At 39.4% G+C, this 22,613-nt stretch carries 21 protein-coding genes; 15 read left to right on the forward strand and 6 right to left on the reverse strand.

From position 1 onward, the window contains the following. Positions 1-454 (forward strand): integrase core domain-containing protein (locus tag EWM59_RS23215; RefSeq protein ID WP_229239419.1); only part of this gene is annotated, 454 nt, incomplete at its 5' end. 42 nt (positions 455-496) lie between these two features. Here EWM59_RS23215 and EWM59_RS23220 read toward each other — a convergent pair. Next, positions 497-931, reverse strand: a complete 435-nt coding sequence (locus EWM59_RS23220) for a response regulator (RefSeq protein WP_229239420.1) — start codon at positions 929-931, stop codon at positions 497-499. 315 nt (positions 932-1,246) lie between these two features. Then, positions 1,247-1,993: an IS630 family transposase gene (locus EWM59_RS23225; RefSeq protein WP_130023643.1), complete on the reverse strand. Its 747-nt coding sequence runs from the start codon at positions 1,991-1,993 to the stop codon at positions 1,247-1,249. A gap of 54 nt (positions 1,994-2,047) precedes the next feature. Here EWM59_RS23225 and EWM59_RS23230 point away from each other — a divergent pair, with 54 nt between their 5' ends. Beyond that, positions 2,048-2,941 (forward strand): transposase, encoded by an 894-nt coding sequence (locus tag EWM59_RS23230; RefSeq protein ID WP_130023644.1) that lies wholly within the window; start codon positions 2,048-2,050, stop codon positions 2,939-2,941. Between the two features lie 81 nt (positions 2,942-3,022). Further along, complete coding sequence (locus EWM59_RS23235) at positions 3,023-3,541, forward strand: hypothetical protein (protein ID WP_130023645.1); 519 nt, start codon at positions 3,023-3,025, stop codon at positions 3,539-3,541. A gap of 944 nt (positions 3,542-4,485) precedes the next feature. On the opposite strand, the gene EWM59_RS23240 is transcribed toward EWM59_RS23235, so the two are convergent. After that, positions 4,486-4,917 (reverse strand): hypothetical protein, encoded by a 432-nt coding sequence (locus tag EWM59_RS23240; protein ID WP_130023646.1) that lies wholly within the window; start codon positions 4,915-4,917, stop codon positions 4,486-4,488. A 369-nt stretch (positions 4,918-5,286) separates the two neighbouring features. On the opposite strand from EWM59_RS23240, the gene EWM59_RS23245 reads away from it, so the two are divergent. The 9 genes from EWM59_RS23245 (at position 5,287) to EWM59_RS23285 (ending at position 18,655) form a co-directional block, all read left to right on the forward strand. Continuing rightward, entirely contained in the window at positions 5,287-5,613 is a 327-nt protein-coding gene (locus EWM59_RS23245; protein WP_130023647.1) for a PadR family transcriptional regulator, read from the forward strand. A gap of 86 nt (positions 5,614-5,699) precedes the next feature. Then, the gene (locus tag EWM59_RS23250) at positions 5,700-8,387 is read left to right on the forward strand and encodes an ABC transporter permease (RefSeq protein ID WP_207220051.1); all 2,688 of its coding nucleotides are present in this window, start codon (positions 5,700-5,702) and stop codon (positions 8,385-8,387) included. Between the two features lie 374 nt (positions 8,388-8,761). Further along, the gene (locus EWM59_RS23255; protein ID WP_130023648.1) at positions 8,762-11,404 is read left to right on the forward strand and encodes an ABC transporter permease; all 2,643 of its coding nucleotides are present in this window, start codon (positions 8,762-8,764) and stop codon (positions 11,402-11,404) included. Positions 11,405-11,859: 455 nt separating this feature from the next. Then, complete coding sequence (locus EWM59_RS23260; RefSeq protein WP_130023649.1) at positions 11,860-14,271, forward strand: ABC transporter permease; 2,412 nt, start codon at positions 11,860-11,862, stop codon at positions 14,269-14,271. Positions 14,272-14,585: 314 nt separating this feature from the next. After that, on the forward strand, positions 14,586-14,717 hold the full coding sequence (locus tag EWM59_RS23265) for an aminoglycoside 6-adenylyltransferase (RefSeq protein ID WP_130023650.1): 132 nt from the start codon (positions 14,586-14,588) through the stop codon (positions 14,715-14,717). A gap of 82 nt (positions 14,718-14,799) precedes the next feature. Further along, positions 14,800-15,615, forward strand: coding sequence for an AraC family transcriptional regulator (locus EWM59_RS23270; protein ID WP_130023651.1), 816 nt, complete (start codon positions 14,800-14,802; stop codon positions 15,613-15,615). A 73-nt stretch (positions 15,616-15,688) separates the two neighbouring features. Next, on the forward strand, positions 15,689-16,156 hold the full coding sequence (locus tag EWM59_RS23275; protein ID WP_229239421.1) for a VOC family protein: 468 nt from the start codon (positions 15,689-15,691) through the stop codon (positions 16,154-16,156). 233 nt (positions 16,157-16,389) lie between these two features. After that, positions 16,390-17,343 (forward strand): hypothetical protein, encoded by a 954-nt coding sequence (locus EWM59_RS23280; RefSeq protein WP_130023652.1) that lies wholly within the window; start codon positions 16,390-16,392, stop codon positions 17,341-17,343. A 91-nt stretch (positions 17,344-17,434) separates the two neighbouring features. Next, positions 17,435-18,655 (forward strand): MFS transporter, encoded by a 1,221-nt coding sequence (locus EWM59_RS23285; RefSeq protein WP_130023653.1) that lies wholly within the window; start codon positions 17,435-17,437, stop codon positions 18,653-18,655. A 44-nt stretch (positions 18,656-18,699) separates the two neighbouring features. On the opposite strand, the gene EWM59_RS23290 is transcribed toward EWM59_RS23285, so the two are convergent. Both EWM59_RS23290 and EWM59_RS23295 read right to left on the reverse strand, forming a co-directional pair. Continuing rightward, the gene (locus tag EWM59_RS23290; protein WP_207220052.1) at positions 18,700-18,969 is read right to left on the reverse strand and encodes a hypothetical protein; all 270 of its coding nucleotides are present in this window, start codon (positions 18,967-18,969) and stop codon (positions 18,700-18,702) included. Between the two features lie 25 nt (positions 18,970-18,994). After that, positions 18,995-19,237: a hypothetical protein gene (locus tag EWM59_RS23295; protein WP_130023654.1), complete on the reverse strand. Its 243-nt coding sequence runs from the start codon at positions 19,235-19,237 to the stop codon at positions 18,995-18,997. Positions 19,238-19,506: 269 nt separating this feature from the next. Between EWM59_RS23295 and EWM59_RS23300 the strand changes: the two genes are divergently transcribed. Then, positions 19,507-20,328 carry a hypothetical protein gene (locus EWM59_RS23300; RefSeq protein WP_130023655.1) on the forward strand — a complete coding sequence of 274 codons (822 nt, stop codon included), beginning with the start codon at positions 19,507-19,509 and terminating at the stop codon, positions 20,326-20,328. An 18-nt stretch (positions 20,329-20,346) separates the two neighbouring features. Here the strand turns inward: EWM59_RS23300 and EWM59_RS23305 are convergent, their stop codons facing one another. Further along, positions 20,347-20,964: a hypothetical protein gene (locus EWM59_RS23305; RefSeq protein ID WP_130023656.1), complete on the reverse strand. Its 618-nt coding sequence runs from the start codon at positions 20,962-20,964 to the stop codon at positions 20,347-20,349. Between the two features lie 399 nt (positions 20,965-21,363). Here EWM59_RS23305 and EWM59_RS23310 point away from each other — a divergent pair, with 399 nt between their 5' ends. Next, positions 21,364-21,792, forward strand: a complete 429-nt coding sequence (locus tag EWM59_RS23310; RefSeq protein WP_130023657.1) for a hypothetical protein — start codon at positions 21,364-21,366, stop codon at positions 21,790-21,792. Positions 21,793-22,143: 351 nt separating this feature from the next. Next, positions 22,144-22,500, forward strand: a complete 357-nt coding sequence (locus EWM59_RS23315) for a VOC family protein (RefSeq protein WP_130023658.1) — start codon at positions 22,144-22,146, stop codon at positions 22,498-22,500. The last annotated feature ends 113 nt before the right edge of the window (positions 22,501-22,613 follow it).

The following is a 22,613-nucleotide window of genomic DNA, read 5'->3' on the forward strand; positions in this document are numbered from 1 at the left end:
TTTAACTGATAGGGGTACAGAATATTGTGGTAATAGGGAGCAACACGAATATCAATTATATTTGGCTATAGAAGATATTGACCATACTAAAACTAAGGCCAAAAGTCCTCAAACTAATGGTATATGCGAGCGTTTCCATCGTACTATTCAGGATGAATTTTATGCGGTTGCCTTTCGTAAAAAACTGTATCATTCTTTATCAGAACTACAAAAAGACTTAGATTCGTGGCTGAATCATTATAATACTCAGAGAACTCATACTGGTAAATATTGCTATGGTAAAACACCAATGCAAACTTTTATGGATAGTTTACAGTTAGCTAAAGACAAGCTCTTGGAAGAGGTCTTTAAAATAAACATCTTAGAAGACAATAAAAAAATGACTGAAGTGCCAGTTCAGTCATCTAATCCAGAGTTTAACTGGAATGCTATTAATATGCTATCTGACAGTTAATTTTAGCACCCTTCTGTCAGATTAAGTCTTGTCTATTACAATTTATATATGCACTGCTTTAGAGTTTGGATGTAAACACCTTAGCCAATAATCAATTATTAATTTAATATCCCTTTTTGTATCTTCAAAGTCATGGCTTTTCTGAAAAAAACCTTGCACAGTTAATTTGGTATAAGCTTCCCTGATAAAGTCTTGATTAGCGGTCGTTGTATAAAAGATAAAAGGGATACTCTTTTCTCTTAATGTTTCACTACTGTCTATTTCTCTTTTTAGTTCTATGCCGCTTTGTAGTGGCAGATTAATGTCGCAAATGATAAGAAAGGGCTGTTGTTTACTTGACAAAATAAATTTCTTTGCATCCTTACAGTTATCAAACCAAATCAGAGGATTTTTAATGTTTAATTCAGACAATGCTTCTTCCAGAAAAGTCTTGTCATCAGTATCATCTTCTATCAGAATAATTGGTCTTGTTATCATGTGTGTATGTAGTTTACTTCAAAGGTAGCCAATATACGTTAATAAAAAAAATCTATCAATTGATAGACTTTTTCCTGACAAATAGAGTGATGGACTGAATTATACCATACTAACAATTTAAGTCTGAATTTGTTTTATAGTATTTTTTGATACATGTTTTATAATGAAAAAGCCTGTTATTTAACAGGCCCTTCAGTTAGAATAAATGTTATAAGTATTAAGGTAAAGAAAAATCGGTTGTAAAAATCATTCGATAAATATAGCTATATTTACTGTAATATTAGAAAAGAGAGTATAACTATTGTTTAAAAAATATTATAATGTTGGGTATAGTTTTGCAAGTTTAACTCTGGCATCCTTAGTTTTAAACTGCCAATTAGCACCTTTTTTGTTTTGATTTCTTTTGTTTACCCATTTTAGGACAACTTTTTTAACATCTTCTTTATCAGCAAATGGTCTGTCAAATTCCTGTCTTGTAATGACTGAAAATTCTATTTCTGCCATATTAAGCCAGCTACCGTGCTTTGGAGTATAAACAAAATTCATTCTATCCAAATAGGCTTTAGCTGTTTGGGCTGGAAAAACTGCATAAAAATTTTCAGGTTTGTGAGTTGAAAAATTATCCATTACCCATGTAACCATTTTCGCATTTTTATAAATTGTATCCATCAAACGTGCTATAAAATAGACCCAAGTGTAGGCTTTGTGGTCGTCTTCAACACTCATTTCTCTGTAACCCGCCAAAGGTTCAAAAGCAATAAAAAGTTCAGCGACCCCTTTTCTTATATACTCTGAATCTTGATAGTGCTTACCATCTTGTCCTATAAACTTCTTATAATCTATAATTTGCTTAGGTGATTCATCTTTACAAACAACAGGATACATTGGGTCATATTCTCTCTGATAAACATCTAAAACCCGTTCCATTTGACATACAAACGCAGCACTTTTTTCAGCAGGTATTACCCATTGCTCTTTTTGGAAAGGCTTAAGCTCATTTTTTTTATAATTCTTCCTACCATTGTAGTGGAGATATGCTCTACTACCTGCATTTCTATTAATTTATGTGAATAAGGGGTAAAAAAGCAGACATAAAATAAAAAATGTTAAGATGTTATGCAACTAACACTTATCTCTCTTTACTATTATGTCTGCGAGTGCTATAATAGTACATTGCGTTGGCAAGTCCAACGATTTAGCAACAATTCTTATCAAGGCCACATCACAGATGAGGAAATTATTACGATTTATCTGTTTTGTGTAGGTTTTCAAGAAAAAATAAAGCTAAAATCTATGCACAAGTATATTTTAAATCATTGGCAGAGTTGGTTTCCTGCTTTACCCTCTTATCAAACTTTTGTCAATCGTTTAAATCGCATTTCTTTTGTGTTTCCAGGTTTGGTGGCTTCCTTAATAGAAAATCTTGATACCGTTGTCTCAGATTTGCCTATTGTTTTGGCTGACTCGATGCCTATTATCACTTGTTCTGCCAAAAGAAAAGCAAGAATTGCACGTGATATAGTTGATAGAGGTTTTTGTTCTACAAAGAACCTACATTATTTCGGTGTAAAATTGCACTTAGTAGCCAAAAGTAGAATAAACACTTTACCAATGCCTGAATATATAGGCATTACGCCCGCATCAACTCATGATTTAACAGCTTTAAGACCTATTTTAGCAACCATACAAGATCGGGTTATTGTAGCTGATAAAGCATACACTGATGAAAATTTAAACCAAAAATTACAAAATCAGCATAACTCACAAATAATTACGCCAATAAAAGAAAAAAGAGGAACACCATTGATTCTTAAACAATTTGACCAAGCATTTAATGATCTGTTCTCAACAGTAGTCTCATCAATCAGGCAACCTGTTGAGTCTTTCTTTCATTGGCTTCAAGAAATAACAAATATTCAGATTGCATCCAAAGTACGTTCGAGTTCAGGCCTTATTATTCATATTTATGGGAAAATAGCTGCTGCCCTTTGTTCTTGGATGATAGTTTAACCCCTTATTCACATTAGTGGTAAAAGCATACATTGATTTTTTGAATGAAGATGAATCTTAACCTTCTATTAATTTAAAAATATGACGGCGCTAGTAGAGTTAGAAATGTTACTTAATGATTTAGAAAGCTGTATATATTCAGTTGTTTCCACCGACATAAAAAAACAATTAATAGATAATGATTGGAAGTCTTTCCCTGATAACGTTTTTGAAAAAAAAATTAATACTAGAATTTTTAGAATTTATTTTGATGAAGTACGAATGTTTCTAAAAGTAAATCTAATATTTTATGATATTAATGAACAATATTTCTTTAGGAGTGAGGACGGAAAAAAAGAAGAGTGGGCGAATTTTAATAAAGCCTTTTATGAAATAAATGATTCGTTAAGAGTTAATGAAAATTACAAATTAATAGTTTTAGATTCTTGTTATTCAGATGATGAAGATTTGGGTGAATTCAAATATGCTTATCATTTGTACAAACAACAATTTATTGTGGGTATTCAACAAACATACTCAAACGAATATTCTAATCCATCTATTGTCTCATTAATATTGTTAGATAAAACACATGATAAGTTCCCTGTTGATATATTCTAAAGTAAATCTGCAACCATTATCAAGCTAAGTAGGTCAATAAAATTAGTTTAGATTATTTTGTATTTTTAGCCTATGGGACGAGTAAACACACCAATCTTATCAATAGAGGCTAAACTTGCCTTAGAAAAAGGATTTAAAACAGGCAAAACCCTCGTTTTTAGAGTCAGATGCCAATTAGTTCTTCTTAAATCAGAAAACAGGAAGTCAAAGGAAGTTGCTAAAATTGTAAAAATGATGGGAACAAACCACCGAAGGTGGTGCCAGCCAGATTTTCTATAACAAAATAGCAGGCGGCAAGGTATCAGACAACCAATTGCTCAACGGCTCAGACTACGGCCAGAACGCCACCAGTCTCTTAATAAACGGCAAGTTGTTAGTGGCTTATGAGGTTGCTAAACCTAACGCCAAGACCGGGTTGAGTGTTCGAGTGGTGGAGTAGGGGTGATTGAAGAGGTTTTGATTGTAAGAACGATTCCTCAAAATTAAAATGTTTCACCAATTGCAACGGTGAGCCGTTTTAAAAACGGCTGACACACCGACTGATTATAGAATCAGCCGAACAGAGACTAATTAAACAACCAAGCGAATAGAGTTTTTGTGATATAGATATGCCGCGCCTAAGTGCTTGGCTAAGAATATGGCTGCGACATCATTATTTGTTAGATTCTTTTGTTGAATTTTTTAGTGTAAGACAAGATAGGCGTGCCATGCCCTTTTACAGACGAGTAGAGGCACGGTCGGCGCACGATGACACGCCGGGGTGATTATTCTTTTATTCTGGCTACGAAGATTTCTGTTCCTCCGGTACTATTGAGTTTGTTATTACCGAATTTTGCACTATTCTGAAAATATCTTCTAATTCTGCACTTGTAACACTTGTATTTTCCAAAAGATGTGGTTTCAAAAAAAATGGCTACATAAATATTCCAATTGATACCAATTAATTACCGATTCGTAGTCCGTTCTTTGAGTTGCCCATAACTATTATGGTATTCTTTCCCTTTCTTGGGGTGCGTGAATTTAATGGCTGACCAGACAGCGTTGACACTCAATGCTGTGCTTTCAACCAGACCCGATTCGTAACCAATGCTGATGACCTTGGTAATCGACAGGTCGGTGCCTAATTGTTTGTTTTTAGGCCACGAAACCCACAGCATACCCTCTAATTTCAGATGAGGTTTGAGCTTGGGAAACTGCGCTCTGAATTCTTCCTGACTCCTGACAAACAGATGAATATAATCAAACTCGCCTGTCGGTTTGTCGGTGCTCTCTATCTCAGGCAATTGCATGGCTTCTATGGCTTCGGTGGGAGCGTTGATAAACAGGGCTTTGCTATGGGGTTTGATACCCATCTTTTGTGCGACTGTGCGTGTCATAGTTGTATGGATTTTAGCTCGTTTTATAAACTGACTGAAAGGGAAAATTGTTTGCCTCGGGTTACGTTTAGCTACTGTTTACCCGCCCAAAAACGGACAGGCAACTGTACGATTTCGGACAGTTGATTTTTGCCAAACCTCTCAGATTGTGCTTCTGACGGGGTTTTTGAACTTGGCACTGCATTTGTTTAGCAAATATCAATGAAATACATGTGGGTTTAGCTTAGGAGATAGATTTGATAAACCCGGCCTGATTTGTTTAGCAAATATGAATGAAATAAATCCGGCAGGCTTTATGAATGAGTTGATACATTCGGCTTTATTTGTTTAGCAAATGATAATGAAATAACCTGATTAAATACAGATACTATGGGACGACCCTATTTAGGAGAATTTGAGGAACTGGTTTTGCTGACTGTAGCCGTGCTGGAAGGGGGTGCATACGGGGTTACCATTGCGGCTGAACTCAAAAAACGTACCGACCGTGCAATTACGCTTAGTGGGGTGCATATTGCCTTGTACCGACTGGAAGAAAAGGGCTTTGTGAGCTCGGCATTAGGGGGAGCTACTAACGAACGCGGTGGTCGCCGGAAAAGATTATTCAGTATTACTGGCTTGGGCAAACGTACATTAGATGAGATGCGCCAGGTTCGGAACGAACTATGGAGCGCTATTCCGAAAATTTCATTTAGCTAAATTGTCGAATGTCAATTGCAGATTGTCAATTGGTTTAACTTCATTCGACAATCTGCAATTGAAAATTGACAATCACAAAATAGATTATGAAAAAGCAAAAACCTCTAATACCACAGCCACCACGATGGGCAGATAAACTGCTTGCATCGGTGCTTCCTTACGATTTGTTTGAAGAACTGCAAGGCGATATGCACGAGCAGTTTGAGGTGCAGGTGGAAGAGGTAGGCCTGACCAAAGCCCGATGGCTCTATGTGTGGGAGGCTCTCCGGTTTTGCCGACCTTATTTTCTGAAACGTCGCCTCTCTGCACAGGCTGATACGATGAACAACTATTACTTTTTAATAAACCCCTATATGATACGCAATTACCTGAAAATCGCCTGGAGAAACCTCTTGAAAAACAAGACCTTTGGTGCTATCAACCTATTTGGTCTGGTAACCGGGCTTACCACCTGCTTGCTGATATTTCTGTATGTGAATGATGAATTGAGCTATGACCGCTACCACGAAAAAGCAGACAGAATCTATCGGATTGACAATGAACTGAAATTTGCCGGTAATTATTTTGATTTAGCTGTGGGGCCGCCACAGATGGGGCAGGTATTTAAGGCGTCTTTTCCTGAAATAGAAAATTATACACGCCTGCGCTGGAAAGGTACTGTTTTATTGAAGAAAGACGGACAGGTGCGTCCGGTTGACCGTGTAGCTTATGCCGATTCCACGTTGTTTAATATTTTCGATTTTAAGTTTTTATCCGGTAATCCGGCAACGGCGTTAAATGAGCCAAATGCCCTGGTGTTGAATGAAACACAGGCCCTGAAGTTTTTTAACAGCACCAATATAGTTGGGCAGAGTTTTGTAACCGATAGAAAAACTTATAAAATCACGGGCGTTATTGAGGATATGCCTAAGCAATCGCACTTTGATTTTGATGTATTTGTACCCATGGCCGACGACGAAGACAGTAAGGCTACTACCTGGTTGAGCCAGAACTATAATACCTATATTGCTGTACGTAAAGATGCCAATCTGGCGGTTTTGCAGTCGAAAATGTTTAAGCTGAATCATGAAAAATTAGCATTAGAATTAAAAGCAGTTATTAACCAGACTTTAGAAGATATGTTGAAATCCGGCGGGGCTGCTAATATAAGCCTGATGCCGCTGACAGATATTCACTTAAAATCTAATAAAATAGGAGAACTCAATGGCAACGGCAACCCTGATAATGTGTATATTTTTTCGGTAATCGGTTTTCTGATTCTGCTGTTGGCCAGTTTCAATTATACTAATCTTTCTACGGCCGTGGCTACTAACCGGGCCAAAGAAGTAGGCATGCGCAAAGTGATGGGCAGCACCAAACTAAGCATTGTTGCCCAGTTTTTGTCTGAGTCTCTTGCACTTTCGTTTATTGCCTTGTTTGTCTCGTATGCGCTTCTTTTTGTACTGCTGCCTTCGTTCAACGAACTGGCCAATAAATCCTTATCGTTTCAGCAGATTCTGCAACCGAGGCTAATTTTGTCATCGTTGTTATTGATGCTTGTCTTGTCTTTGTTTTCTGGTGCCTATCCTGCCTTTTTCATTTCTTCATTTGTACCCAGCCAGGTGCTGAAAGGTAAAATTTCTAAAGGCTTTAAGTCAGGTTGGTTCCGCAATTCACTGGTGGTATTTCAGTTCAGCATTACCATTATTCTGCTGGTTGGTACTATTATCATTTATCGTCAGTTAGCATTTATCAAGCAAAAAGATTTAGGGTACAACCGTGAGCAGTTATTGACCTTACATAATATCGGGTCATTAGGAGACAAGGCCGTAAGTTTTAAAGATGAGTTATTAAATATATCGGGGGTTGAAGCGGCCTCTATGAGTGGTTTCCTGCCTGTTAATTTTAACCGCTCAAGTAATACTTTTTTAAACAATCCTACCGGAAGCCTTGAGGGGTCGGTATCGATGCAGAACTGGACAATTGATGAAGATTATATTCCTACACTCGGAATTAAACTCTTGAAAGGAAGAAACTTCTCGAAAGCGTTCAGCACCGACACCACCGCCGTTATTCTGAATGAGGTAGCTGCTAAAAAATTTGGGGGCGATGCCATCTTAGGACAGAAAATTTATACCCTCAACGGTATAGAAAATAAAGAAATGATAAGTTATACGGTGATAGGCATTGTTAAAAATTTCAATTTCAGTAGTCTGAGAGAGGAGGTTACGCCATTATCTTTTCTTTATGGCAAAGACAGAGGCAGTATTACCCTGAAAGTTTCTTCGCAGAACCTGCCGGGCTTAATCAGTCAGATAGAATCTAAATGGAAAGCCCGTATACCTGAACAGGCTTTGAATTATAGTTTCATGGACGAAGACTTCAACCGTCAATACGAATCCGACCGGAAGACAGGCAAAATTGCTACCAGTTTTTCTGCCCTCGCTATTCTGATAGCCTCCTTAGGTTTGTTAGGATTGGTACTCTATGCGGTAGAGCTTCGTACCAAAGAAATAGGTATCAGAAAAGTATTGGGGGCGAGTATCCAGAATGTATATGCCTTGCTGACAAGAGAGTTTTTAGTATTAGTTATCGTGGCTATGGTAGTGGCTTTTCCGGCGGCTTATTACCTGATGCAAAGATGGCTGAAAGATTTTGCGTATCGTATTGATATTGAATGGTGGGTGTTTGTAGCGGCCGGAGTATTTACTATTAGTATTGCCTTGCTAACAGTAAGTTTTCAGGCCATTAAAGCTGCCACCATGAATCCGGTGAAGAGTTTGAAGAGTGAGTAGAGAGCAAGGGGCTAAGGGCATGGTGCATGGGGTGAAACCGAACAGCCTGCGTGCCACGCTTCTACTCGGAAGAATACGTGCGTGGCACGCTTAGCTTGGGAATCAATCCAATAAAGAGTTTGAAATTGTCTGAACTGTGATTGATTATCTGAACTATGATTGATTGTCTGAACTTTGATTTACCCGCGCGGCGTCCGCTGATTTTGTGATTTCACTGATTTAATATATTGTCTGAACTGTGCCGCGACGTGTACCGTTTTAACTGATTATAATGATTTAACTGATGTTTTTTGAAGAAAATTTTGTCAAAGCTGATTTTGAATCAGTGAAATCAGGTCAATCAGCTAAATCAAAGTTCAAGACAAAACAAAAAAATGAAAAACCAACTAAACATATCACCCCCTAAATGGGCAGATAAACTGCTTGCATACTTTCTACCAGAAGATTTGGCGGAAGAACTGCAAGGCGATATGCACGAGCAGTTTGACGTGCAGGTGGAAGAGGTAGGCCTGACCAAAGCACGTTGGTTGTATGTGTGGGAGGTGCTGCGGTTTTGCCGGCCTTATTACCTGAAACGTCGGTTGTCGGCGAAAGCTGATGATTTGAATACTATTTATACTTTAATTAACCCCATTATGTTAAGCAATTACCTTAAAATCGCTTTTCGCAACCTGATGCGTGCCAAAAGCTATATGTTTATCAATATCAGTGGTCTGGCCGTAGGAATAGCCGCTTGCACGCTGATTATACTGTGGATACAGGACGAGTTACAATACGACCGCTTTTACAGTAAAACCGACCGACTGTATCAGGTTTATAACAAAGATATTTTCAGCGGCACACCGCAGGTATGGGAGGCAACCCCAAGACCTTTGGGGCCGACTCTGAAAGAGAATTATGCAGAAATAGAAGAAACGTCAAGGTTTCGTTCTACAGGATTAACCCTGAGCGTAGGAGATACAAAAATGAATGCCAATGGGGCTTTTGTTGACCCTTCGTTTCTGAGTTTATTCGATTTTCCGCTTAAATCGGGTCATGCACAAAGTGTGCTGGCAGGTAATAATGGCATTGTGATTACCGAAGAACTGGCCGAAAAATTATTTGGTACTACAATGGCTATAGGCAAGGTGGTTCAGGTTGATAACAAAGAAAGTTTTTCAGTTACGGGTGTACTCGAAGATTTACCCGATCACAGCAAATTCGGAAATCTGTCTTATTTATTGCCTTACAACTATTTCGTGAATCTCGGTTGGGGGTCTGATGCGTGGGAGTCGAACAATGATATTACCTATGTGCTATTAAAGGAGCATGCAGACGAAGCATTGGTAAACCAGAAAATTAAAAGTGTAACCGCCGAACACCTGAAAGGGATTTTAGACGATGTAAAGAATCGTCAGATTTTCCTGCATCCGGCCAGTAAATGGTATTTATATTCCAAACAGGAAAACGGACAATTGGTTGAGGGGCGCATTGTAACGGTGCGTTTATTTGGCCTCATTGCCCTATTCATCTTGCTGATAGCGGCAGTGAATTTTATTAACCTGAGCACGGCAAGAAGTGAGAAAAGAGCCAAAGAGGTAGGCGTAAGAAAAGTAGCAGGTGCACAGAAACTATCGCTCATAATCCAGTTTATTGGCGAGTCGCTGTTGCTGACTTTTTTTGCAGGATTTTTTGCCTTACTTATTGTTGTGTTGAGCCTGCCAATGTTTAACCAGTTGACAGGTAAAACACTTTCTTTAAATGTTACTTCCGGTTATTTCTGGCTTTCTGCTATAGGAGTTTTAGTATTTACAGCTTTACTTGCTGGATTTTACCCTGCTTTTTTTCTCGCCAATTTTCAGCCTTCAAAGGTACTGAAAGGCATGCTACGTTCGCAGAGAGCGGCTTTTACGCCCCGTAAAATTCTGGTAGTAGTGCAGTTTACTTTTGCCATTGTGCTGATTGTTTCTACCTTAATCATTAGTCGGCAGATTGATTATGCACAGAACCGGGATAAAGGTTTTAACCAGACAAATCTGATTTTTACTGGGCTGTCGGGTGAGTTAGCCTCGCATTATGAGGCTCTGCAAAAAGAACTGATAGAGAGTGGTGCGGTGGTATCTATGGGTAAATCATTAGGGCCTATTACGAGTGTTAATCTACGTCAATGGGGGGTAATGTGGCCGGGTAGCACACAAAGCGATAAAGATATTGAGTTTGACAGATTCGGGACTGATGCCAATTTTGTAAAAACAACGGGTACGAGTCTGGTAGCAGGCAGAGAAATTGATGTCCGTCAATATCCTACCGATTCAACGGCTGTGCTCTTGAATGAAACGGCCGTGAAAACCATGCAACTTAAAAATCCGGTAGGCACAAACATTAAATTCGGTAATACCGACTGGCACGTGGTAGGCGTAGTGAAAGATTTTGTTTATGCCTCTCCTTTCGATCCGATTAATCCGGCTTTGATTGAAGGCCCCGGTGGCCCGATTGGCTTGGGCTGGCTGAGTATCCGTCTGAATCCTGCTAATCCGATGGCTGATAATGTGGCAAAACTTGAAAAGATTTTTACCAGATACAACCCTGCCTATCCGTTTGAATACCTGTTTGCCGATGAATCGTACAAAGCAAAATTTGCTGACGAGCAACGGACAGGCACGTTAACAGGTCTTTTTACCGGACTTACCATCTTCATTGCCTGTCTGGGCTTGTTCGGGCTGGCTGCTTATACAGCCCAGCAACGCACCAAAGAAATCGGTATCCGCAAGGCTTTAGGTGCCCCTGTGTTTAGTGTTGTGCAGTTATTAACCAGAGATTTTATCCGGCTGTTGTTGGTTGCTTTTGCCATTGGCGCACCCATTGGCTGGTATATCATGGAGCAATGGCTGATAGATTATAAATATCGTATCAGCATAGGGGTAGGGGTATTTCTCACTACCCTCATATCGGCTATCATCATTGTATTGGTATCAGTCAGTTTTCAGGCCATTAAAGCGGCATTAGTTAATCCGGTAAAAAGCCTTCGGAGTGAGTGAGCATAGGGCAGGGGGCATAGGGCATGGGGCAGAGGGCATAGGGTTTTGAAACTGAAAAGTGCGTGGCTTGCGTGTCACGCCTCTACTCGGAAGAGCATGAGCGTGGCACGCATCAGATGAGGAAATGCGACAGCCATTGCTGTAAAATGAAAATGTAAAAAAGTAATTGCGAAGCAGGAAGGAAATTAATTAACAATATTTTACCAAAGAGTAACTCGGAACGCCCGAGGCTCGGTTGTATAGCTAAAAAGCTCCGTGAAACTCTGTGTCCTAAACTTAGTGCTACTCCGTGGTTTAAAGGTTAGTAGCAATTAATATCTTCTCTTTAATTAGAAAGTTTCTGATTGGGTGTAGTCTGTATCTAATTAATAGAATGATTTTGCTAACTTTAATAAGCTTACTGTAATGAATTACCCATTCAGTCGTCTATTAAATAATCACTCACTCACTAAATTATGATACGCAATTACTTTACTATCGCCTGGCGGAATCTGATTCGCCATAAAGCCTTTTCAGCCATCAATATTTTCGGATTAGCCATCGGCATCAGTTGTTTTATGCTCATTGCTGTATTTGTGTATAATGAATTGAGTTATGACAGGCACGTAATTAATGCAGAGAAAATCTATCGGGTCAACTTAGCAGTTACCGGAAATGGAAATGTTGCTACGTACCCCAATGCAGATTATGCAGTAGGAGAGGGCATGAAAAATACATTTCCTGAAATTAAAGATTTTACGAGGGTTTCACCAGCCACTGATTTTATCAAATTTGAAAATAACCATTTCAAAGAAACACATTTAGCGTTTGCCGAAGCCAATTTTATGCAGATGTTTTCTATCCCACTCATAGAAGGCAACCCTGAAAAAGCTTTGGTCGACCCTAATAGCATTGTGATTTCGAAAGCTATGGCGACCAAATATTTTGGTAGTCAAGACCCTATCGGTAAATCGCTGGCAGTAGGCGCGCAACAAACAGCCTATAAGGTAACAGGTGTGTTCGATAAAGTGTCTGACAACTCACATTTTCATTTCGATGCTTTTTTGAGTATGTCAACCTGGCATGTCAAAAATCCTACCTGGAGCAATTTAGGTCCACATACTTATATTGAATTACACAAAAATGCCGATGCCAGCAAGTTAGAAGCAAAGTTTCCGCAATTGGTAATGAAATATGTAGTACCGGAAGTGCAACGAGATATGGGTATTAGTCTGGCCGAAGCTCAGAAATCAACAGAGACTTTCCGCTTTTTGTTACAACCGCTCACCGACCTGCATTTATATGGAGATACGAAATATGAATTAGAACCGGGTGGCGATATACAATATGTCTATATATTTTCGGCTTTGGCTATATTTATTCTGCTTTTGGCTTGTGTTAATTTTACCAATTTATCAACCGCACAATCGGCTAAACGCTCTAAAGAAGTAGGTATCCGCAAGGTATTGGGTTCTATTAAAAAACAGTTGGTTTGGCAGTTTCTGGCAGAATCTATCCTGCTCACTTCTTTTGCCATGCTGTTTGCCTATCTGCTTATCTTCCTGTTTCTTCCCTATTTCAATCAGTTGGCAGATAAGCAAATGAGTTTCTGGTTTTTCCTTGACTACAACGTGGTTGCCGCACTCTTTTTAGTAAGTTTTGTGTCTGGCATTATTGCAGGTATTTATCCGGCTTTTTTCTTGTCGTCCTTTGGCATCATCAAGACTTTGAAAGGGGTATTATTTGCCGATGGTAAGCAGAAAAGACCTTTACAGAGCAGCCTGATAGTATTCCAGTTTACAGTTTCTACTTTGCTGATTATTGCTACCATTGTAGTGTATCAGCAACTGCAACATATGCAGAATAAGAAATTGGGATATGATAAAGACCAGGTGATATTCATGCCCGATACACGAGTATTAGGCAACAACCAGATGGCTTTTCAGGAGCAGTTGAAACAGGATAACCGGGTGGTTTCGGCGAGTATATCACGGATGGTGCCGGGCAATAATAACCTCAATGGAACACAGATATATCCGAAAGATGAGAAAGGCAACGGCGTGGAAATTCATATTGATATTTTTAATGTTGATTACGACTATATCAATACCCTCGGCATGCAAATAAAGCAGGGACGTGCCTTTTCAAAAGCGTTTTCAACTGATTCGGCAGGGGTAATTATCAATGAATCTGCTGTACGTGAATTAGGCTGGAAAGGCAAAGACCCGATAGGCCGAAGCATTGTGCGGTCAGGTCAGAAAGAATTCAAGGTATTAGGTGTGGTGCAGGATTTCAATTATACCTCAGTCAAACAAAAAGTGGCTCCGGCTATGATGATGCTTGGCAGAAACTATGGGGGCATGGTTATTAAAATCAATACAAAAGATGTAAATGGTTTTCTGACCGACTTGAAAAAACAATGGGATAGTTTTAATCCGGCAGGGCCGATAGAATACTATTTCTTAGATGAAAAATTTGCGGCACTCTACGCCAGCGAGCAACGTACGCAACAGATATTCTCGGCTTTTGCCGTACTGGCCATTGTTATTGCCAGCTTAGGTTTATTTGCGCTGTCAACCTTTATGATAGAGCAACGTAAAAAAGAAGTAGGTATCAGAAAAGTATTAGGTGCTTCGGTAAGCGGTATTGTGCAATTGCTCGTAAAAGATTTCTTAGTGCTGGTACTTATCTCTATTCTGGTTGCCTCTCCTTTAGCATGGTATGCCATGAACCAATGGTTACAAGACTTTGCTTACAAAATTGATATACAATGGTGGATGTTTGCACTGGCAGGCATATTAGCCGTAGCTATCGCCCTATTTACCGTTAGTTTTCAGGGTATCAAAGCGGCATTAGTTAATCCGGTGAAAAGTTTAAAGAGTGAGTAAGCAGAGAGCATGGGGCATGGAGCAGAAGGCATGGAGCATAAAGGGGTTATAGGAGAACACGTTGGAGAAAAGAAAGAAGAATTTTTACTTTTCTCTATGCTCTCTGTCTCATGCTCCATGCCCTCTGCACCCTGCCCTTTGCCATTTTGTATTTTTTAAATTTTTTTAATAATTTCAGCGGGGTTTCATAATTATTTAATTTTAATTCAGTTATATATGAGTATTTTAGCGGACTTTTAGTTAAAAAGTAAAATAAATTGTAATTAAAGCAAAAACCCCCTTGATTTAGGGGGTTTTTTGTTTTAATTACAGCCATGCATTCAAGAGAAGCCAAACTAACTCAAATCACCAATTGGGCAAAAGATAATCCTGCCATAAGCGTAGTGCTTTTAACAAGCTCTTTGGCGAACCCTGATGCGATTAAAGACTATTTTCAATTGCCTTAGAAAACAATATCCGTCAATACCTCACTTTTGTGAAAGCCATGAAAAAAGACGAAGTTTAAAGCCGGAACTAACGCTAATTATCATGTCTGTTACTCCCAATCTACGCCAGTTATACATGCCCGTACAACCTACGGTAAGACAGGCAGGGGCCAATGTAGTATATCAGGAATTTCTGCCCGATGAGCGTTTGCTGGCCTATATTTATTGCTATTGGGAATTGAAAACGGTGGAACCGCTACAAGAACCGTTTCAGTACAGAGTGGTAGCCGATGGGTGTATTGATATTTATTTTGAGTTGAGTACTCCGGCCGATGCCTTTGTGATGGGCTTTTGTAAGAAATACACCGAGTTTCCGTTGGGGAATCAGTTCCATTATGTCGGGGTCAGGTTTCTGCCAACCATGTTTCCACAGTTGTTTGCCATTGATGCGGCCGAACTGAGTAACCGATATTTACCATTGGCCGAAGTGATACCGCAGACCGCCCGTTTTATAGCCAATCAATTGAACGGCTTGCCCGCTCAGGCACAAATCAAAGCATTATTTGATGAATATTTTATTACTACCCTCACCAAAGCAAGGTTTGACAATGATAACCGACTGTATAATGCCATCGGTATTATTCTACAAAATTCGGGTGTACTCAATGTAGAAACCGACCTTGACACAGGGATAAGTCCACGACAATTAAGGCGATTGTTTACCTTTTATATTGGCGATACTGCCAAGACTTTTGCCAAAGTAGTCAGGTTTCAGAACATTCTGCGGGCAAAACCTTCTTCTCAGAGTCTGCGTAAAAACAAACTGTTTTTTGATGCCGGATACTACGACCAGGCACACTTCATTAAAGAATTCCGAAATTTCTACGGTGTGTCTCCGTCCAGAGCTTTTGGACGTTGATTATGTCCGATTTTTACAAGGTTGGCAAGGCTGATACCCCGAACTTTGTAGGGTCAATCAATCAGTCTTACGTATGAAATATCTGATAAATATCCTGATGGTACTGAGTTTATTAACTCAGGGCTGTTCACAGAATGATACACACAAAACGCAGAAAAAAATGAAACTTAACGCAGGAATTATTACGCAGAAACTGGCCGAAACCAAGGCTTTTTATGCCAACAATTTAGGTTTTGGTATAACCTTTGAAAACGAATTTTATCTGTTGATGCACACGCCGGGGCAGGAAGCTGAAATCAGTTTTTTATTACCCAATCACCCAAGTCAGCAACCGCTCTTTCACCGGCCTTTTCAGGGGCAAGGGATGTATCTGACAATTGAAGTGGACGACGTTGACTCGGTGTATGAAACATTAAAAAAGAAAGAAGTACCTATTAAAATAGCCTTACGTGATGAGCCCTGGGGAGACAGACACTTTGCCATTGAAGACCCCAACGGTATCGGCATTGATATTGTTACGTATAAAAATACTAATCCCTGAGTATGGAATGGTCAGTTATTATATTCTGGTTAATTGTATAACCTTGTGTACACGGTGGTAAATCATTGTTTGTTTTATGCCACAATGTACACAAGGGTACTCTATGTTTCACAATTTGTATTTTGCTAGTAGGTAATATTGGCCATGAATCAGACCTGACACACTTCACTTTTTCATGGGTCATTCAACTATTAGGCTTATCTTGCAGCCTATTTATTGCTTTAACTACATTCATGAAAAAAACTCTTTTAATATTCGCTTCGATTATTAGTCTTCTTATTTCATTTGCTGGCTATGCTCAAAAAATTGAGATTCCGATTCGATGGAAAACAGGAGACACCTGGACTTATGACCTCAAAAAACGAAATTTAGGTGGCATGATGGGTGGCGACAAGTATGCCCGCATGAGTTTTCAGGTAAAAGTGGTAACGGTGAATCCTGAAAGTAAACCGGGTTATGTAGTAGAATGGAAATACCTGTCTTATAATACTTTTGAAACAGATACATTAGAGGACGAATGTGCAACGGTTTTCAAACAGTTTTTGCTGAAAACTCCACTATTGTTAAGCCTTAACGAGAAGGGGGTATTACAGAACAGGATTGGCAAGGCAGACCTGAAAAAGAAAATGCTGGCGTTTTATGCCGAACAAAGTAAGAAGCTGCGTAGCACCGTTTGTTTGGATAACCTCAAATCGATGCTGGAACTGGCAGGTGATGAAGAAGATTATATCGAGGTTTTTACCCCCGAAATACAGAATTTCTTTCCGGCTTTCTCACTACTCCCAGCGGAAACCAGTTACAGAAAAGATACGGTTGAGGTGCTGACCAATGTGTTGGAGGCAGGAAAAACCAGCAAAGTCCCTAAAATCATCAGTGGTAAGGCAGCCAGTACTTTTGCCAATACTGTTGAAGTGGATAGGCTCGCAAAGATATCGGAAGCAGAGTATAAAAAAGTTTTTGTAGAAAGTTCAAGAGCTATGTGGGATAAATTAGGCTTAGAAAAAGGAGATGGCATGCGGAAAAGCCTGGAAGAACAAATGGAAGAATTTCAGCCTAAAAAAGCGCATACCTTACATGCGGTTTTCGATAAAAGTAACGGCTCGGTGGTGCAGTTTGATACTATTTTGGAAGAATGGTTGACAATGAAAGGCGGCGAGAGTATCTTTTACTATTTCAGCAGGCAATAAATGTCCTGTTTAACCCGTTTTCTGGCGTTTTTGCCCCACTAATCACTGCCCGTAACTTTGTAAATTTGTCAGGTAAAAACTAACCGGATACATGCAGCCCATAGAAGTAAGCCCACCCACACCCACTATTAGAAAAAACATCGGTCGTACCGAATTTATTGTCATGATGGCCTGTATCGAACTGCTCACCGCACTGGCTATCGATATAATGCTACCCACTTTTGATGCCGTCAGGCAGCACTTCAGGTTAGGCGCAGAGTCAACTGCTACGGCAAGGCTTGTAACCTTTTTCTTTTTCGGTCAATTCTTTCAACTGATTTTTGGCCCAATGGCCGATAAATATGGGCGTATACCTGTGATAAGAACAGGCTTTTTGCTCTATCTGAGTGGTTGTATTGCGACTGTTTTAGTGCCTGACATGTTCTGGCTACTGATGGCACGGTTGGTAATGGGCATGGGGTCTTCGGCTATGTTTGTGGGGGTATTGGCCTGTGTCCGAGACAGGTTTGTAGGTAATGAAATGGCACGTGCCATGTCGTTGATTTTTACTATTTTTCTCATTGTTCCGGTGGTAGCACCTTTATTAGGTGCAGCTATATTGTCAGTCAGTAGCTGGCAGGTAGTATTTCTGACTCCGGCGTTTTTTGCGCTTATCGTTTTTATATGGTCGTTACGCTTACAGGAGTCGGCTCCGGCCAATAGCCGTTCAGATACAAAACTATTTTCTGTTTTTCAGTCTTTCCGTCAGGTATTCAGTAATCAAACCTTTATCCGTTATACATCTATTTCAACCATTCTCTTTGCCGCTTTCAGTTCGTATGTGAGCAGTTCAGAGCGCATTGTAGGCACGCTTTACCATCAACCCCATTTGTTTATTTATATTTTTGGTGCTATTGGTTTTTGTATGAGCATCTTTACTTTTATCAATGCACGCATGGTGCGTTGGCTGGGGGCGTGGCGCACTTTGCGCTTACTATTGTGTGTATACGTTTCTCTCGCTGTTGTGTTGCTTGCTTTACATCTGCTATCAGCAGAGCCTGTTCATTTGTTTGTATTATTTACCATTATTGGGTTATTACAGAGTGTCAATATTGCTCTTGAGCCCGATAGCAGTTCGCTGGCGCTCGAACCCATGGGCGATAAGGCAGGAATGGCGGCGTCTATTTATGGTACATCTTATCTGGTGGTAGGAGCCTTTGGTGGCTCTGTCATTGATAGTTTGCTGACACACTCGGTTTTACCATTAGCTATTGCTTATTGTGTAGGTGGGTTGCTTGCGCTTGGGGTTTTCTTCTGGAGAAAAAGGGAGTAGAGAAATGAGCCTTGTGTAGTTGTATATTTTGTGGCGATAGTACTTTAGTTGTTGATGGCTAAAAACAAATCTTTATCAACTCCGGCATGGGTAAAGTCTGAGGCGTCGGCTAATCTGGCGAAGGCGGCTTTTTTCTCGTTGTTTTCGCCTTTGTTGAAAATCGAAAAGGTTTTCCAGTCAACAATGGCGATATTTCTATTTCTGTCAATCACACCACCACAATCTAATTTCAGGGCATCTAACCGATACTCATAAATAAGCTCCAGACAGATGGAAGGCTGGTTTTTGGGGTAGAATGTCCAGGTGATTTTCATGGGAGGGGGGTAAATTATCTATATACTATATATTTTGAGAAAGACGTTGACGTGCGTGAGCTTTTGAAAGCCTGATGAGACGTTCTAATACAAGGTAATGGTCAAGCTCATCTTTTTGGTCACAAGTTATACCCGATTCCTTTTCCTGTTTGATTAAAAACTGTAAGCGTTCCTGTGCCTCTTTTGGTGCTTTTAGTTCCAGTATTCTGGCTGGATTCATGCTTGCAATAAAATCTGCTACTTCGTCATAAAACTTTTGAGAAGTCATTTTAATTTTATGTTTTTACCAAAGTTAAAGTCTATACCCTGAATATAAAAGATTTTTATCCTTTTTTTAGCATATTCCACGACTGTTTCAGATACTGGTAAAATAGCCTCGACTTTTAAACAAACAACTAAATCAAATCAGCCGTTTGCTCAAAAATCAGTTTTATCCAAAATAAAACCTGAAAATTTTCATAGTTTTAGGCCGAACAATTAATTTTGACTGTGGTTATAAAAGAGTTACATCCACATAGGCTATTTACTTATAATTTTATGAAGAGATTTGTTTTTTTGTTGTCAGGATTTTTACTGCTGTCTTTTACCCTCGTTGCACAAATTAACCCGTTAATGCTGAAAAACCTGATAAGGGTGAAGTCGGTCGTGGTTGACGATAAAGGGAAGGAATATGCAGTTTTTGGTGGCGGATTTATTGTCAATAGCAAATACCTGGCTACTACCTACAGCATTTATCGCCCCGCAGGATTCACCAAAAAGCCTAAACGGGTAGTTGCCTATTATAATTTCAGGATTGACGACAAAAAAGCCTTAAAAGCCGATTCGATTGATATAGATTTACTCTACAAATATACACCTCAGCAATACGATTTCTCGAAGCACGTATTTAAAGAAGGCAGGTTGGAAACCGATTTTATTGTGCTGAAACTCAAGCGTGTGATTCCGGTAAAAGCCAATAGTTTTAATACAGAGGCCAATCTGCCCAAATATACCCGACTGAATACAATAGCCTTTGATAATGTATCCGGCAAATTGAGGAATGATACACTGATTTATCTTTTCCCACAGTTTTTTAATAATGTAAAAGAATCTTACCAGTTGGTGATATACGGGCCCTCTAAAATTGGTTTTTCGGGTACCCCGATTTTCAATACCAACAACGAAATTGTGTCTGTGGTGCAGTATGGGCTTAGTGAAATTAATGAGGAATACGTGGACGAACTCACCAAAGCAGGCTGGCTTACTGAAGAAGATGCGCTGGGTATCAGAAGAGGGTATGCTTCTTTTGACCCTCAGAACTTTATTTTCGCTACAAATATCAAATATTTCCTCGATACGTATCTGAAAGGGTTTAAGTAGGGGAAAGAACCTGTAAAATTAACGAGGCGGTAAAAACTTAACCTCATTGGGTGGGGTGGCGAATCTTTTCCAGGTGATATATACCAAGTAGCAGGAGATTAATCCGCCAGTAATCAGAACACCTATTGGGCCAATAAACTCAAGAATCAGATTGAAAAGTCTGGCTTTACCTGATGAAGGTTCTCTGGCAGTGCCATTGGCTATATCAATGGCTTCGTAATAAAAAATGATGGTTATAGCGATAGAAGCTACCAAGCCAATGAGATAATTTCTGACGGCCTTAAATGAGGTTAAGGTGCCATAGTGCCTCGTGAAATATTTCTCTCGTTCTAAATAGGTAAAGAATTGGGCATAGTCATTTGAATTGGGAAATGAGAACTCACAATCGCCCAGAAAACCCGTGAGTCCACTATAATTAATCCGGATACTTCCTTCATTGTCTTCTTTTTTTACAGACTTTATGTGGCTGTATTTTATTTCAAGCTTGGTTGCCAATGATAATTTCTTTTCCCAGGCTTCCTGAAATTTCGCTACCGTATCAAAAGTCTGACTTGAAAACATAAGCGCCTCTTCTCCGACCAATAGTGAGGCGATTTTGTTGCCATTTACGCTGAATACTTTTTCTATCATAGCCATGCGAAAGAGGTATAAAAATGGGTAGTAAATCATGCAATTAAGCGCAATTTTCTGATTAAATATCAAGTGATTTTGATTTTTTTATTTAATGGGAACGACGATTTTCTACCCGAAATCTCTATATTTACTATAACCTTTAAACGAACCCAATGCTTTATATCTAATGATACTAATAATCCCTCAAAATTAGGTCAAATTCTTAGAACGGGCAAAGGAGAATGTAGCAGGGACTCATTTTAAATTGCCCTGAATGATACTTTGGGAGCGAATAAACCCATATATGCGGGAAAGAATGCAATAGAGCTTGAATGATGGGGCATAAAAACCCGAAAAATACGCATGGCATATTATTTTTATAGTAGAAGATAATTATCCATACAATATAAAATTTTAATAGTCATGAAAACGATAAAACTCATAGGATTAAGCCTGATTGCTTTGCTGGGATTGCAGGCTTGCGACAAAGAAAAGGAAGTTTCGGTTGAACCTGTTACCATTTCAGATTTAACTTGTCCGAGTGCAGTATTCTCTGGTCTGGCTACGGCAGGTGTTACCTATAATGGAGTATTTACAGTCCCTTATACTGGTGGAGACGGTAGTAGTTATACGTCTGACAATGGCGTGTCTTCTACAGGGGTAACAGGCCTATCAGCCATTTTAGTACCGGGTACATTGGCAGTGGGTTCAGGCATGGTTACTTATGCAGTGGCAGGTACACCCAATAGTGCCGGAACGGCGGCATTTGTGATTAATTTTGGCGGACGTGCCTGTACGGTTGCCTTTCCGGTGGCAGGTTCTCCTGCTACGCCTGAGCCTGTTGGAGAATAAGCACATAGCATAGCTGATATTTTTGCAAGCCTCTTTTATAAGAGGCTTTTTTGTTGATTAATTTGTATATTTATAGGTTGTTTGTCTTGCGAATGATTGGGATTTAAGAAATAATCGTTCTCAAAATTTTATTGTTTTTTTTCGTAGAGACGCAATGCTTGCGTCTTCAGTGGCCTTTGCAATCCCAATAAATGCTATTTACGGATAAAACTATTAGACCGATTTAAGGTATTTAAAGACCTGTGAAGACGCAAAGCATTGCGTCTCTACGAAAAACAATGCGAAATTTTAGGAAAATTTAATTTGTGAAACATAATCAATCGGTCAATTTAATCTAAAACACGTTTCACTATGGCTACTTGTCTTTCTTTTCTGCGAGTATCTGATGTAGAAAAAACACTCAACTGGTATACTGAACTGGGTTTTAAATGCTTGGGTACAAATGCCGAACCAGGCTGTGCATTAGACTGGGCATTACTTGACTGGGAGGGAGCACAATTTATGTTGTATCCTGATGGTACTGAAGATGCCAGTACTGCAAAGTATGCAGGCTTATGTATTATTGTAGATTCTATTGATGCTTTAATAGAGCCTATCAAAGCTAAGGCCGAAATAATTGATATAAATCCCGGTACCTTTTTTGGTAAAAAAGAAATAGTATTTAAAGACCTGAATGGTTTTCAGGTTACTTTTGGATGTGATGTATAGCGATTACCATATAAATGAAATTTCTGCAAAATTGTGCATCGATAAGTAGGCTGTGTTAGGTTTTATTCACAATTTTGCAGCTTTAACCAAAACACAATATACGCTCCCTCTGC

The organism is Emticicia agri (assembly GCF_004168285.1).
Classification (GTDB): Bacteria; Bacteroidota; Bacteroidia; order Cytophagales; family Spirosomataceae; genus Emticicia; species Emticicia agri.

What these genes read in the sequence shown, in the direction of transcription:
- EWM59_RS23220 (WP_229239420.1), bottom strand. Translation starts at nt 931, where the DNA reads ATGATAACAAGACCAATTATTCTGATAGAAGATGATACTGATGACAAG.
- EWM59_RS23230 (WP_130023644.1), top strand. Translation starts at nt 2,048, where the DNA reads ATGCAACTAACACTTATCTCTCTTTACTATTATGTCTGCGAGTGCTAT.
- EWM59_RS23235 (WP_130023645.1), top strand. Translation starts at nt 3,023, where the DNA reads ATGACGGCGCTAGTAGAGTTAGAAATGTTACTTAATGATTTAGAAAGC.
- EWM59_RS23240 (WP_130023646.1), bottom strand. Translation starts at nt 4,917, where the DNA reads ATGACACGCACAGTCGCACAAAAGATGGGTATCAAACCCCATAGCAAA.
- EWM59_RS23245 (WP_130023647.1), top strand. Translation starts at nt 5,287, where the DNA reads ATGGGACGACCCTATTTAGGAGAATTTGAGGAACTGGTTTTGCTGACT.
- EWM59_RS23250 (WP_207220051.1), top strand. Translation starts at nt 5,700, where the DNA reads ATGAAAAAGCAAAAACCTCTAATACCACAGCCACCACGATGGGCAGAT.
- EWM59_RS23255 (WP_130023648.1), top strand. Translation starts at nt 8,762, where the DNA reads ATGAAAAACCAACTAAACATATCACCCCCTAAATGGGCAGATAAACTG.
- EWM59_RS23260 (WP_130023649.1), top strand. Translation starts at nt 11,860, where the DNA reads ATGATACGCAATTACTTTACTATCGCCTGGCGGAATCTGATTCGCCAT.
- EWM59_RS23265 (WP_130023650.1), top strand. Translation starts at nt 14,586, where the DNA reads ATGCATTCAAGAGAAGCCAAACTAACTCAAATCACCAATTGGGCAAAA.
- EWM59_RS23270 (WP_130023651.1), top strand. Translation starts at nt 14,800, where the DNA reads ATGTCTGTTACTCCCAATCTACGCCAGTTATACATGCCCGTACAACCT.
- EWM59_RS23275 (WP_229239421.1), top strand. Translation starts at nt 15,689, where the DNA reads ATGAAATATCTGATAAATATCCTGATGGTACTGAGTTTATTAACTCAG.
- EWM59_RS23280 (WP_130023652.1), top strand. Translation starts at nt 16,390, where the DNA reads ATGAAAAAAACTCTTTTAATATTCGCTTCGATTATTAGTCTTCTTATT.
- EWM59_RS23285 (WP_130023653.1), top strand. Translation starts at nt 17,435, where the DNA reads ATGCAGCCCATAGAAGTAAGCCCACCCACACCCACTATTAGAAAAAAC.
- EWM59_RS23290 (WP_207220052.1), bottom strand. Translation starts at nt 18,969, where the DNA reads ATGAAAATCACCTGGACATTCTACCCCAAAAACCAGCCTTCCATCTGT.
- EWM59_RS23295 (WP_130023654.1), bottom strand. Translation starts at nt 19,237, where the DNA reads ATGACTTCTCAAAAGTTTTATGACGAAGTAGCAGATTTTATTGCAAGC.
- EWM59_RS23300 (WP_130023655.1), top strand. Translation starts at nt 19,507, where the DNA reads ATGAAGAGATTTGTTTTTTTGTTGTCAGGATTTTTACTGCTGTCTTTT.
- EWM59_RS23305 (WP_130023656.1), bottom strand. Translation starts at nt 20,964, where the DNA reads ATGGCTATGATAGAAAAAGTATTCAGCGTAAATGGCAACAAAATCGCC.
- EWM59_RS23310 (WP_130023657.1), top strand. Translation starts at nt 21,364, where the DNA reads ATGAAAACGATAAAACTCATAGGATTAAGCCTGATTGCTTTGCTGGGA.
- EWM59_RS23315 (WP_130023658.1), top strand. Translation starts at nt 22,144, where the DNA reads ATGGCTACTTGTCTTTCTTTTCTGCGAGTATCTGATGTAGAAAAAACA.